The 13,958-nt window shown below is 59.5% G+C and carries 7 protein-coding genes; 3 read left to right on the plus strand and 4 right to left on the minus strand.

The genetic code is table 11. From position 1 onward, the window contains the following. Positions 1–14 precede the first annotated feature (14 nt). A complete protein-coding gene (locus tag FJ428_RS19805) occupies positions 15–1,724 on the minus strand; it encodes an alkaline phosphatase D family protein (protein WP_140879988.1) in 1,710 nt (569 codons plus the stop codon). Next, positions 1,721–5,860: a GMC oxidoreductase gene (locus tag FJ428_RS19810; RefSeq protein ID WP_140879989.1), complete on the minus strand. Its 4,140-nt coding sequence runs from the start codon at positions 5,858–5,860 to the stop codon at positions 1,721–1,723. The genes FJ428_RS19805 and FJ428_RS19810 overlap by 4 nt, the downstream gene beginning before the upstream one ends. 416 nt (positions 5,861–6,276) lie before the next feature. On the opposite strand from FJ428_RS19810, the gene FJ428_RS19815 reads away from it, so the two are divergent. Next, a complete protein-coding gene (locus FJ428_RS19815) occupies positions 6,277–10,029 on the plus strand; it encodes an adenylate/guanylate cyclase domain-containing protein (protein ID WP_181167347.1) in 3,753 nt (1,250 codons plus the stop codon). 47 nt (positions 10,030–10,076) lie between these two features. Then, positions 10,077–10,763, plus strand: coding sequence for a Crp/Fnr family transcriptional regulator (locus FJ428_RS19820; protein ID WP_140558039.1), 687 nt, complete (start codon positions 10,077–10,079; stop codon positions 10,761–10,763). Between the two features lie 264 nt (positions 10,764–11,027). Here FJ428_RS19820 and FJ428_RS19825 read toward each other — a convergent pair whose 3' ends face one another. Both FJ428_RS19825 and FJ428_RS19830 read right to left on the minus strand, forming a co-directional pair. Further along, positions 11,028–11,300: a hypothetical protein gene (locus FJ428_RS19825; protein ID WP_140498482.1), complete on the minus strand. Its 273-nt coding sequence runs from the start codon at positions 11,298–11,300 to the stop codon at positions 11,028–11,030. A 224-nt stretch (positions 11,301–11,524) separates the two neighbouring features. Then, positions 11,525–12,262, minus strand: a complete 738-nt coding sequence (locus FJ428_RS19830) for a Crp/Fnr family transcriptional regulator (RefSeq protein WP_140567246.1) — start codon at positions 12,260–12,262, stop codon at positions 11,525–11,527. A gap of 222 nt (positions 12,263–12,484) precedes the next feature. Between FJ428_RS19830 and FJ428_RS19835 the strand changes: the two genes are divergently transcribed. Then, entirely contained in the window at positions 12,485–13,837 is a 1,353-nt protein-coding gene (locus FJ428_RS19835; protein WP_140658161.1) for a substrate-binding protein, read from the plus strand. Positions 13,838–13,958: the final 121 nt, after the last annotated feature.

Genomic DNA, 13,958 nt, shown 5'->3' on the forward strand with positions numbered 1-13,958 from the left:
TTCACGCGCAGCTATTACTCTAGGTCGCGCGTGAAGGTTCCGTTCTCCTTGAGCCCCCCGCTGTCGTGGAACTTGACATCCAGACGCCAATGCGAACGGCGGCGGCATGTCGTTACAAGCGCGAAACCGTCGCCAGGGGCGAAACTTGTCTGCACCTCGCAACAATACGGCCCCTGCTCAGGATCGGGATCGGGAAAGCAAAAAGTCTCATTGGCCTGGAAATTGTCGGCAGTTCCGTTCGCAAACGGATATGGCGCGTACAGCGCCGAACTGTGGATACAATGCAGGATGCTCTGCTTGCCGGTTTTGCTGTTTGTTACACGAGCGGTGACCAGGCTGCTCACGTGCTCGTCACCCGACAGGAATACCAGTCCCTTTATTTCCTTGTTGCACACGAACCTGAGCAGTTTATGTAAGGAAAACGGGTATCCATCCCACGCGTCCGAACGCAAGGCACAAGTGGGGGCCTCGGCCACCTCCCGCCGCCGCGGCAGCACTGCCGAGGATGTGAGAACAAATTTGGGCATTTCGGTGTGTTCAGGCTTGGTAAGCCATTCACAAAGTTTGGCGAATTGCGTTGAACCCATGATCCGCGCTTCGCACCAGTTCGAAACCGTCCGTCCTTGACGTTCGGTGCGCGTGTCGCAAAGGAAGAATGGCATACCGTTGTGGGTTAAATCGTCTCGCCAGATGTGTGCCGGCAGGCGCTTTTCCAGCACCTCGGTCTTGCCACGTTCGTACCTGAAGTAAGCCAGCTTCCCAGGCTTTATGACGATATCATTCTTGCGCATCGCCGGGTCGGGGTCTTTTGCCCAATTGTCGCGAATCTCATGATCGTCCAGCATCATTTCAACCGCCATGTCAAAGCGCTGCATCACCGCCTTCACACCGCGGCTCTGGCCCCGGCGTTCGTAGGGTATTCGGAATCGGTCGTTGACTACCTTAGGGTCGAAAAGCCCTGCCGTAGCGTCGATATATACCTGATCGCCGGCCAGCAGCAGCAACGTTGGGGCGCCGGGTTTGCCCAGTAGATCGCCGAGCGCGAGCAGAGATGCATCCGCGGGCCCTCGTGTCGCATGCTGACCGTCGGGCATGTGGTCGAGGAAATCACTGGGGTATTGGCAACTTGCGAGAGCGAATGAAAGGTTCGATACCGCGCGGGCATCGCTCTTGTGCCGATGGCTTCTGTGCGACCTTCCAGGCCTGCCGACGATCAGGCCACCTCGCAAATCATCCAATGTGTCAGTCTCGAGCGCATACCGAATAGCCTCGGCGGCCCTCTTCACCGCGTTCTTGGCATGCGAACCTGTGTCGAGGATTTCAGGTGGTGATCCCGCCGCGTCGGGCAGTTTCGGTAACCGAGCCAAGCCGCCAATACCCTGCGCCTGAACGTACAGCAGCAAGACCAGTACCTGCTGCGCTTCAGGCCACTCATGGAGCGGAACTTCAAATACGTAAGGAGATGCGGGTTGCTTAATATAGTAATGCGGAAGACTATTATAGAGGCTATCGTCGCTCTGTCCTTTCTCGTCGCCGCGGCTCGTAACCTGCGGACCGATCATGTGCAGGCGGTCGCCCTTTGCGTAGACGGGAACAATGAAAGCTGCATGAGGCAAGCCCCGCCCTCCGCTATCGGCCGCTTGCACCAGGATCTTGCCCGCCTCGACCTCTACGCGCACCCCGAAGGCGGGCGCCCTGGCTTCAGAGGGGAGAGAATGCGTCATGGCTTTTCCTCCAAGGGCCCCGGCATATCGGAGATATCCGGCATTCCTAGGTATTTCGCTATAACGCCGCAGATCGACGAGGCGTCTTTGCCGATCAGGCAATCCTGATGACCGTGGCCGGCAATGCACCAGGTCAGGTAGGACGGTTGGCCGAGCGCCAGGAACTGGCCGCTTTTGTCAATAAGATCCCTGATTTCTTCCTCCGATTGCACCGCCTCGACCGCATGCAGAGATGAGTTCAAATGCGGCACGCCGGCCCCTTTGAGCATATTTCGCATCAGTCTTAGCGTTGAGGGGGCGACCAAACCGTTTTCCGCTCCATGGATCGACATCATCGGGAATCTCAGTCGATCCCTCACCCGGTCCGGCAGCACATAGCGATTTATGCCGGCGCGATCGGTCACGGTGTTGAAGCCAGCAAAATGTATGACCTGCGAGACTGTCTCGACGCTGAGCGGGCCGAAGAAATCGTCGATGTGGTCGAGTACGAGGTCAGAGAGATTGTTGAGCGAGAAGGTGCGTGCATAGAGCGCGTCCATCCGATGTCTTGTGCCGACCCAAGGCGTCGCTTTGCCTGGGGGCCAGAGGGGATTCTCGCGCCGATACTCGTCGGACGGCAGCCACATTGCCGAGAGCGCTCTGTCGAGCAATTGACCGGCGAGCGAGATATCGCCATGCGGACTAAACACATAGTCTTCAAGTTGAAGAAAATAACGTACATATCGCATCACATATGCGGCGAGCACATTTGCCGAACTCAACAGCATTGCCGGGCCGACTTGCGAAAACACCACGCGCCCGATCTTATTGTGCAAATTCCTTCGATCATGCTCGCCAAGCACTGCCATGCTGAACATTGCCGCGCCCATGCAATGGCAGACGACATCGAGCCTTTCCTGCCCTGTCGCAGCCAGCACGTGTTGGACGGCGATCGGAATGTCATTCTCCGCCATCTCCTCAAAAGACCAACCGCCTGTGGCGGTAGTCAGGCCTGAACTCGATCGCATATCGAGCACCCAGACATCGCGCCCAGCATCACACAGCGATTGAGCGAGGTTGCCGGGTACGGCAGCATGAGCAAATGTGGTGCCGCTCGCACTGTAACCATGGATGAGTAAGACGGGACGTTTCGGGACGCCCTTCTCGATCACCTTTGCGGAACTGCCGTCATAGCGGGCCAGGCGAATGCGGATCGGCGGGCTGAGCTGACCTTTCAAGGTCAACCAGTCGATTTGGGGCGCAGGTAAGCCCGGCACCGCCCCGGGCAACCGTTGTGGTTCACGCGCAGATGGCGGGTCGGGGCGGCGAAAACTCAGTGCATGTATCTGAAGCACGACGCGAAAACCGTAGAGTATGAAAGAGGCCAGATCTGCCAGTGCCGCGACACGGTCTTGCTGCCCCACTATCCGCAGCAGAGGCACCGATTGCCGCGCCAGGTATCGTTTGTTTAGCTCTAGCGACGGTAGCTTCTTGCCAATGACGGTCTTGCTCATCTGCGGGAAAACTTCGACCGACATCTCCATCAATTGCTGCCAAGGGCTGGCGCCGCGCGCATAGGTGAGCCGCTTCACCGCTCTGATTTTCTTCTGCGTGAACAGAGAGCTGTCGAACCTCGCGCCCGTGCCGAGATCTTCCGGCTCGACAACCTTGTCGATGTGCAAATCGTATTCGATCAGGCGGACCCCGCCCGCACGCGAGCACAGGTGCAGAATGTCGAGCAGTCTGAGATGGGATGCCCCTCCGCTAGGCGGCGTGAAACGCAACCATTCCTGGCCCTGGCGGACCAAGCGGTAAGCAAAGTCGCGCATCCCGCGGTTGAGCGCCCACGCAAGGATAGCGCGCAGCATTCGGGGCACGGGGCGCGATTTTTCCAGATCGAACAGGTGGAGCGATCCCGAGATCTCCGCCTCGAGCGCAACATGGCTTTCATAGGCCTGATCTGCAATGGGGTCGAACTCCTTTCCTGCACGCAGAATGCGCAGCCGACCATGGGCAATCGGCAAACACCGTCCACGGGGCGTTTGCAGCGCGTAGAGATCGGTGAGCACCACCGGCTTGGTGGTTAGCGTCAGTTCGACCATGTGTGGTTTCACACCGTTGCCGCGCATAGCCAGAGGGACCTTGCCGCGCACCTGTTCGGTCAGTTCGATGCTGGTAGGCGTAGGCGCAGGGTTCGTCCGCGGCGTGGAATATATCGGCCGCGTTTCGCCACGAGAGTTCCCAGGCAAGGGTGCATTGATCAAACGGCCGCCACTGAGTTGCCATTCCTCCTTGAGCTCGGTGATCGCTCGCAATGCCAGAACGGCTATGGTCAAGGCGGGATTGATGCCCAGCGACGTGGGCACGACCGAGCCATCGAGCACGATCAACCCTTCGTGAGTGCGTCTGAGGCCGACCGCGGCGGCATCGAACACGCGGCCGCAATGATCGGTCACGCCTTGGCGAACGTCGTCACCCATGGCGCAGCCCCCAAGGGGATGCACCGTCAGCAGCGGCCCGCGTTGGCGACCGAACACGGCTTCGAGCCTGTCGGACAAAGGTCGCCACAACAGGTTGTTCACCAGCCGTCCGCCCAATCCAGACTCTCGAAGCAACTTGCCAAGGCGCGCATGATGGTTCTCCAGCCGGGGGTCCAGTCGCAACTCCGGCCAGCGCACCGTGAGCATCCCGTCGGCGAGCATTTTTTCAGGATCGTCTTGCTTCTCATCGGCGCTGTTTTGCATCGAGGGCCCTAGCGCCAGTGCTCCCTCCGCGTCGTCGCGGCCGATCATAGCCAACACAAGGGAGTTGGTGATGGCGGCTGGATTGACGGCTGCATCGTCTGCCCGTGAAGGATCCGGCTCATGCTTCGCCCAGTCGCCATCGGCGACGCGATTGAGCACATCGAATGTGGTGGCGCTTTCCTCAAATAAGCGGCGCAGCGGTCCCGGTACGGCAAGATCCTGGATCACGAGGTCAGTAGCCGCGTTGCCGTCGCGCAGATCGACCATTGCGGTTATTGTCGGGCCGACCGCGCGACCGCAATCCTCGCTTTTGGTGTTTGGGGCCGGATCCTCGGTTTCATCAGCGACGCCATTCACCCGTGCCGCCAAATCATGGGCAACGACGAGCATGTCACCATTGGCGGAGAACTTGCCTCCCAGCTGATCGGAGAACTTTATCCCGCGGATTTGCGAGCGCATCAAAATTTCCGTCGAGCCGAATGTGCCTGCTGCAAGGATCACGCGCCTCGCCAGCAGCGCGAACGGGTTCCGCTGGTTGTCGCGTAGATGGCCATCGGTGTGATTGACGTCCAACTGCCATCCTTCGCCCGCGCGCAAAACGCGCAAGACGGTGGCGCCAGTGACGATTCGTACTCCGCTTTGTCGAGCCAGCCGCAACAAATTCAGGTCGAGGGATTCTTTGGCATTGTAGTTGCAACCAGTGGCGCAGTCGCCGCAACGGCGACATTCGCTCATCGCGACCCCGGCGTGGTTGGTGTGGCAATCGGAAGCGACGGTTATGTGAGCGGGTCGTGCTTTGCCACCAGCCAAATTTCTAATTGCTTCGGACTTGGCCAGGAAAGGCTTGGTGACACGTATCGGCTTGGCTCCCAGCCAATCGCCCAGCCGTTTAGCCGTCTCTGTGAGCGTCGTATCTCTGCGGATTTTGGTGGGCCAGCGTGCTTCCCGGAAAATCTCCAGCAGCGGCATCTCCATCACGCCGGCGTTGATTAATGAGCCTCCACCCAAGCCACACGCGACGAGAGCTACCGCGTCGTCGCTGCAGCGCAAGTCGTAAAGACCATCGAACACGCCGCGTTGGCGTTTCGCAAAGGGGGTGGCAAAGCGGACGTGGCCGCCCAGATCGGCCAATCGCGAAGGGAACATTCCGGCCAGGTACTCCTTGCCGCGTTCCAGTACGCAGATTTTTAAAGATTGGCCTTGCACATCCTTGCAGGCGCTCAATTCGGCGGCAGCCACCGAGCCGCCATAGCCGCTGCCAACGATGACAACATCAAAGTCATATCCGCCCTTGACAGTTGCCCTTTCCGTATCGGCGATCTGCGGAAAATCGTGGACCAATGTCTCGAGTCGGTGCGAGAGCCAAGCCGTCGCACGTGGCGGCTCCGGCGCTGCCTTGATGTGTACAGGCAATGCGTCCTCCCTAATTTAGATATCAATCATATACGAAATTTGGTGTAACGTCAGGAAGTCACGCAATCTATCGGGGCGATATTCATTCCCTTTAGGAAGTGCGCGGTCGGCGGTGCCTTTCTCTGCCCTGAAACCATGGGCACGGCTGCGGGAAGGAACCCATGGAGGGTACTTGCGAGCTACTTGAGAGTTTTCTGCCGCTGGAATTACTCGGTAGAATTCACGCACTTCGAGCGGATGGCCCAGTAGCCGTCGAATTCCAGGCTGCAGTGGTGTTTGTCGATGTGTCCAGATACACGGCCTTGGTCGAGCAACTAGCACGACGGGGGCAAGAAGGACTTGAAAGAATCCCGAGCCTGCTTAGTCACTCCTACGCGCGATGCGTAGAGCAAGTATACAATCGTGGAGGCGAGATTTTGTACCTCGCCGGCGACGAACTGCTAGCCTACTGGTCGGCGGATGTCCGCGGACTTGAAAGCGCGGTGCGAGCGGCGACAGCCTGTGCCAAGGCAATCTGCGGCGGCCAGAACGAGCGTTTGGAGGACGGAACAGCTGAAATCGCACCCGCGCTGCATGTTGGAGTAGGGGCGGGGGCCCTCTGGGCGGCGGCTTTAGGCGGTCAGCCGGTCTGGACTCTCTTTGCAGGCGGAGATGCCATCATGCAGGCCGCTCAGTCCCAAGCGGCTGCGCGCCGATGGGAATATGTACTTTCCGACAAAGCCAACTTGGCCCTTGCGCAGCCGTCTCAATCGCGGCGCAGTCGGCCTACGCTGGCTTCTCCGCCTCCGGGCTGGCTGGCAAGGTTTTTGCCTTTGCAGCTCAGGGACCTGCTGTCCGAAGCCGACTTGCGCTCAGTTGCCGCGGACAGCGCCGTTGCCATCCGTTCCGAAGAAGATCGTCCAACGACCGCCCGCTTAGACGCCCTGGCGGAGATTAGGCCGATCACCGCCCTTTTCGCGCGAATTGCCGGACTTGACCATCGTCAACCTCAGGCGCTTGCGCGCTATCAATTGCTATGCGCGACCCTCCAGGAGGATCTGCGTTCGCGCGGTGGGCCGGCCGGCGAGTTGCTCTTCGACGACAAAGGTCTGATTTTCTTTGCGACGTTCGGAGCGCGAGGCAGTTTCCACCGCGACGATCCTTGCCGTGCCGTCGATGCTGCTCGCGCGATCCGTCTGACGGCCCAACGCTTGGGCCTCTCCGCGTCGATGGGCGTGGCTACCGGCGATGCGCTTTTTAGTGTTGTCGGAAGCGCACGCCGGCGCCAGCTGATGGTGATCGGCGCGCCCGTGAATCGGGCGGCGCGGCTTATGACGGCGGCATCGGCAAACGTTCTCTGCGATGCACCAACAGAGCGAGCCAGCCGGACGGCGTTTTGGTTCGAAGAACACGGCACGTTGCAACTGGACGGACTTGGGGACATGGCAACGGTATTTTGTCCCATGGATCCGCGCGCCCCGGTCCAACCTCTTAGTCCGCTGATTGGTCGGCAGAGCGAGCTGGAGTTCCTGAAACGTACGTTCGAGGAGACCCGCCGTGGAGGCAGGCGTTTGCTCGTTGTCTTGGGTGAGTCGGGCATTGGAAAAACCGCTTTGATCAGAGCTTTCACGGACGAACTGCGCTCAACCGCAATCGAGGTTTTGACCGCGCGCGCCGAACGTGACGATCGCCGGACATCGCTCCTGCCATGGCGGCGGGTGCTTGTGTCCCTTCTCGGCCTACCGTCCGACAGCGATGGATTTGCGGTGCTTGATGTCGTCACACAACGGGTTCAAGGCAACTCGTCGCTCGTTGGGCGACTGCCCTTGCTAGGTGATGTTCTGAGCATCGAAATTCCCCAAAACGACGGGACGCGACATCTGGAGGGACCTCATCGCGCTGATGCCACCATGCGTCTTTTGGGTGATCTCATGGATAACTTGGCACCGCGCCCGTTGGCATTGGTCCTGGAGGACAGTCAGTGGCTGGATTCGGCATCGTGGCGCCTCGTCGAGTGGGTTCTCTCATCTCTGTCCTCGTTGCTTCTGGTCCTGTGCGTACGCTCGGACGAAGTTCCGGAGGAGTTAAAAAACCTACGAAGGCGAGCCGAGGCCACAAGAAGGAATACATCCGGAACGGAACCTGACGATCCCGCGCGCCTGTGTCGTATCCTGGATCTTGAGGAACTCAGCGAGGCGTCGATTTGCGAACTGGTCGCCCGCACGCTCGGGGATGTGCCCCCACATGGCGAACTGGCGCGCCGGGTCTCGGCCTTAGCCGGTGGCAATCCGTTTTTCGCCGAGGAGATAGCGCTGACATTAAAGAGCCAGGGGCTCATCGCCATACGCGATGGTTTGTGGTGTCCGATCCGCCCGCTCGAGAGCCTTCGATATTTCGAAGGTGTCGATCGGGTCATTCGGGAGCGCGTTGATCGATTGGAGACCTCAGTCCAGCACGTTCTCAGGGCTGCGGCCGTGATCGGGCGTTCATTTACCGGCGAGGCCCTGGCGACGTTGCTCGAGGGCGAGTTGGATCACGACGGTGTGGGTGCAGCTGTCGAGTCGCTCGTGGCGGCGCATCTCGTGCGTCAGGGCACTGGATCAGGGAACTACGAGTTCCGTCATGATCAAATCCGAGACGTCGTTTATGGCTCAATTCCCAGTGAAGTGCGACAGCGACTTCATGCAGCTCTGGCCGCTTGGATCGAGTCGAGCCAGTCGGCCGCCATGGGCGCGGATGTCGCGGCCCTCGTTCAGCATTTTGAGGCCGCCGGAAACAATTTCAAGGCAGTTGGATATGCCAATTTGGCAGCAATCAAGGCGCTGCAGGTCGGTGCGTTTCGAGAGGTCGAGGCGTTTCTGGAAATCTGCTTGAGATACGAGTCGAAGCAGCCTTGGAGTGCTGAGCAAAGACTTCAGTCGGTGCGTTGGCGCAGGCAGCTCGGCGAGGCCCATTACAGTCGTGGCGACCTCCATGCTCAGGGCATTTCGGTGAGGCGCGCCCTCACCTTGGCGGGCACGCCGGTTCCACGTTCCTCGGCAGCCCTTTTGATGCGGCTGCTTGGGGGTGGAATGCGGCTCGCGTTCCAACAAGTGTTCCCTCCTTCGCTATGGTCAACTCAGGGTGGTGTGCTGGACTCCTGGGAGCGAGAACTAGCTCGCTGCCTTAACCAGGCGGCGGTCGTGGACTATTTCGAGCTTCGCTTTTCGCGAGCGTTTTCCCACACCGTCGCGGCTGTCGCCCATGCGGAGCGCACGGGGCTCACCATGGAGATGGTGATCGCGTCCGCCCAACTGGCATGCGGGCTGGGAATTCTGGGGCGCCGGCGCGCTTGCAACTACTTCATGGCAAGGGCAGAACGGGTGGTGACTGCGCTCGCCGATCCAGCGGTCCATGCCCACCTGTGTAATCTCGATGCGCTCTGGCGCATCGGCCGCTGCGACTGGCTGATGGTAGATCGTCGTCTGGATCAGTCTCAAGAGCTGTGTCTAAAGGCGGGCGATCAACTAAGTTGGTGCAACGCCCAGGCCATGCGCTTCTGGTCAATGTACTACCGCGGTGAATCGGGTGCGCTGGAGTACACCGCCCAGGCGCTGCTCTCCCGCGCGCAGAACAGCGGAAACCTCCAGCAAGAGATTTGGGCGCTCCGATGCAAGTCGTTGTGTGTGCTCCACACGGATAGCCCCCGTGAAGCGGTCGACATCCTTCGGCTGACCACGTCCGCTATGGTCGGATCCGCCGATCTCGCCGACTTGGTCTCCGCCAAAGGGTCGCTTGCGCTCGCGCTTGCACGGGTCGGGCTCCATGCTGAGAGCCTTCGGGCTGTGGTCGAGACGCTACGCCTGCTGCGCGAGATGCGTCGCCCGACTGTGCACAGCACACTGCCCGGCATTGCCGGCGTGTGCGAAGTGCTTCTGCGCGGCAGGGAGGCAGGCCTCTCGCGCGAGTACGACCAGTGGCGCCATTGGGAGCGCCAAGCGCTGCATGAGCTCAAGCGTTACCGCCGCGCGTTTCCTGTCGGCACCGCTCAGTATGGGCTGTGGGTCGGCGTGGCCCATTGGCTGGACGGGCGCGGTGACCGCGCCGTCTCTACTTGGCGGCAAGCACTCGCGGCTGCACGGCGCCTCTCGTTACGCAGGGATCAGTCGATCATTGCGGCCGAGCTGAGGCGCCGGCAAGACAAGACCTAAGATACTCTCCTGCGTTGGAGTTATCCGATCGGCAACTTGGGGGCGACATGGCTTTTGGCGGCGCGAACGAAAGAAATGATCTGCCGCGCCTTGCACGGATCGATCCGCGCCTGTTCGATCTTCTTTTCGGCGGCTGCAAGGTTGAACGCCACGCGGCGGGCCAGATTCTCTTCGTCCAGGAAGATCCATCCGATCGTATTTACGGGGTTATGAGCGGGACGGTGGAGATCTCGATGTATTCGCCGGGAGGCCGGAAGCTGGTGGCCAATATCGAGCTTTCGCACAGCTTGGTCGGAGAGATCGGCGCGCTCGACGGGCGCCCGCGCACCGCAACCGCTACTTGCCTGACCGTTTGCGATCTGGCCTCGCTCGGTCGGAAGCAGCTCTTCGATCGGATCGAAAAAACTCCACCTCTGGCACGCGCCATGATTGAGCTTTTGTGCGCACGGCTGCGTTGGGTCAGCGGCGAACTTGGCGATCAGGCTTTCTTCGGCATTGAGGCCAGGCTGGCAAAGCGACTGGCCTTTTTGGCCGGCGTTATGGCGGATGGCTCAGGTTGGATACCGATCTCCCAGTCCGAACTGGGGGAGTTCCTGGGCGCCACGCGCGAGTCCGTCAACAAGACGCTTAACGATTGGCGCAACCGTTCGATTATCGCAATCAAGCGTGGTGGCCTGCGCATAACGAATGCCGGTGCGCTTCGTCACATTGCCGAGTCACAGGACGATGACTGATGTCGCCATTCGCAATCGGCGCGCGCATCAGAGCCGCGAATCAGATTGCGCAACGAAGACCGGATCGGCATGAAGGGATAGTCCTCCACCTGTCGTGGTGACGAACTGGGAACCTCCGTTCAGCATCCTGACGCCGTCCCAGGCGATTGGACCTGCCACCGCTGTCGCGCGATCTATGGTCGGGCTTTTCTTAATAGTCCGTCGGTCAGTCGGTACCCGCTCAAGGAGGCAGAGCGGTGGCGCTAGCCACCGCTCTTATCTGGATCAATTCCGGCAGTCCGGGCTGACAGGATCGTACTGGTGTGGGCTGACCCCCATGCACTTGGAGTTCGAAGCGCCACCAGGCAATCCGATCGACCCGGTCGGGAAGCCATACACCGCTTCTTCTGAAGCCAATGAATGTTGACCCTTCAAGTCACCTGGGGCTTCGAAGTCACCATTGTCGGCTCGCAGACTGTGGACGAAGGTCGAGTCGATCGCGAACGAAGGCACCGTGAGGATGAAGAATGCAGACGCAGCTGTAATGATCTTATACATGTTTCTCTCCCTTTGGTTGATGGCATCACAAAATTCGTGATGAGAACGAAATTGGCTTAGTTTAAAAACCAACTTCCTCTTCGGGCTTGATCTTTGCTATTTTCTTTATGATCTGTCCGAAAGAGAGACTAAATTGCCTGCTCTGTCATCTCTTGTACGCCGCGGGTGAGATTTGTATGTGAAGGAATTCACGCAGGGTGCTAATATGATCGACGGGACGCTTTTCATTCCCGCTGCTTCAGCACCGGGATCGGAACGAGGGACATCGGCTGGTACTGAGCCAGTCTTCGAAGGCCCGCAAGATCAGTCAAGTCGATGAAGCGCGCGTTGCTGGTGATAAGCTGTTCGGCGCGCAATTGCTGAATGATGCGATTGAGATGGGGCACGCTCAACCCGAGCGCGTCCGCCATGATTTCCTGTGAAAACGGCAGATCGAAACTTGCTTCGTCGGCGCGTTCGACTTCCAGGAGACGCGCGTGAATCTCCAGCAAAAGGTGCGCCAACCTTTCAATCGGAGTGCGCCGACCTAGATTGACGATGTGTTCCGCATAAGTCGCTGCCTCTTGGGCGGCGAGCCAACTTAACACCAGACCGAATTGGGGCTGCTCGTAGCAGAGACGAATGTACGCGTCGAATGAGCAGACGGCGTAGGTCAGTTCGCTCACGGCGACGACCGAACAAGTGGATCGATCGAAAAAGCTGACCGGGAATCCAATGACATCACCGGGCAGGATGAGCTTCAGGATTTGCCGCCTGCCGCTGCGCAGCAACCTGTAGCGGATCGCGTAGCCGTCTTTAACAAAGCACAGGTTTCGGAACTCGGAGCCGTGAACGACGAGTTCCTCCCGTTTCCGAATGGTAAGATCGTGCTCGAAGATTGCCTCAAGACGTTTGATGTCTAGCGAATCCAGCTTCATTGCACGTGTCAGTCGGGTCACAATCGGGTGGCCGGTCAGCGGCATGCCATGCTCCAAATGTTCATGACCTTCAACGAAACTTTCCTATGCTTATTAATCCAGATCAATGAACAGAATTATCAAACGAAAGTTGTATTGACTGGTAGGCCTACGCCACTGCGAATGCCCATGCAAATAGGCCATTTTCAGCGTTTCGCTGGAAAAACCGGTTTCCGGGAACAACAAATGAGAGCCGTCCGACGGCTCCACGCTAAGGAGGAACAGCTGATGCCGCTCGACGATCAAAATACTTCCAATATATCCCGCCGCACCATGCTGCACGCGGGCGCAGGTCTTCTCAGTAGTGCCGTTCTGCCCTTATCCAGCTTTGCGGCTTTTGCAGCCGACGACAAGCCCGCGATAGGCACCTGGCCGGCCGGGTCGGCGGGCGACACCGTCTACATCGGAGCCGCGGTGCCCCTTACCGGTGCCTATGCCGTGCAGGGTGCTGATGAACTTAAGGGCTGGCAGCTGGCGGTCGACCACATCAACAACGGCCATGAGTTGATGAAGGCGTTGGCGCCGAAAGTCGACAAGGGGTTGCTCGGCAAGAAGGTCGAGCTGTTGTCCGCCGACAGCGCGGCCAAGCCGAATCAGGCCGTCGAGCTCGAGCAGAATTTCATCCACCAAAACAACATCATCCTGATGACCGGCTCGACTTCATCAGCGGTCGCGGTTGCGCTCAACAAATTCGCGCAGCGCGAGAAGATCCTCTACGTCGCGGGCATCTCCGGCTCAAACGACACAACAGGCAAGGACTGTGTCCGCTACGGCTTCCGCCAGAACTTCTACGGCCAGACCGCAGCCAACGCGATCGGCCCGATCCTTCTGAAGACCTACGGAAAGGGAAAGAAGGCGGCATTCATGACGCCGGACTACACTTACGGTCACACCGTCACCAAGTCGGTGAACGACTACCTGACCTCTCAGGGCGGATGGGAGATGGTGACGGACCAGGTCTCGCCGTTGGGCACCCAGGATTTCAGCCAGTATCTCACCAACATCGCCAATTCAGGCGCCGAATTCATTGTCAACGTCAACTGGGGCCGCGACGCAGTGCTGTCGATCCAGCAGGCCAAGCAGTTCGGCCTGACTCCGAGCATGAAGATGGTCATCCCCTACCAGATACCCTTCCTTGCCAAGGAAGTGGGCCCCGAACTGACAGCCGGGGTTTTTGCCGCTACCGATTTCTGGTGGACCCTGCAGGACAAGTATCCGCTCGCCAAGCAGTTTGTGGACGCGTTCCAGCAAAAGTTCGGCTATCGGCCGGAATGGGGCGCCGAAAATGCCTATGTCAGCTTCGCTCATTGGGCGCGCATGGTGTCGCAGGCCGGTAGCTTCTATCCGCCGGACGTCATCAAGCAATACGAGAAGGGTGAGACCATCCCTTCACTCGTCGGCGACGTTCACTATCGGCCGGAAGACCATCAGTGCGTGCGACCGGTCGTACTCGTCCAGGGTAAGGACCCCAAGGACATGAAGAGCGACGACGACTACTGGAACGTGGTCGAGGTGGTCGATGGCGCGCCGCTGATGCAGAAGCCTGACGAGTTCGGCTGCAACCTGGGCAGCTACACCTGATATCCCGCAGCGCCTTCTCCGCCCGCCACGGGTGGAGAAGGCGCTCGCGCCGGGACTGGCTCTGGCTGGACGCAGACGGTTCGTCTCCCGGCGGTCGGCGGTGGGATGTCGATTGTTCGCG

It is taken from the genome of Mesorhizobium sp. B2-8-1 (assembly GCF_006440955.1).
Classification (GTDB): domain Bacteria; phylum Pseudomonadota; class Alphaproteobacteria; order Rhizobiales; family Rhizobiaceae; genus Mesorhizobium.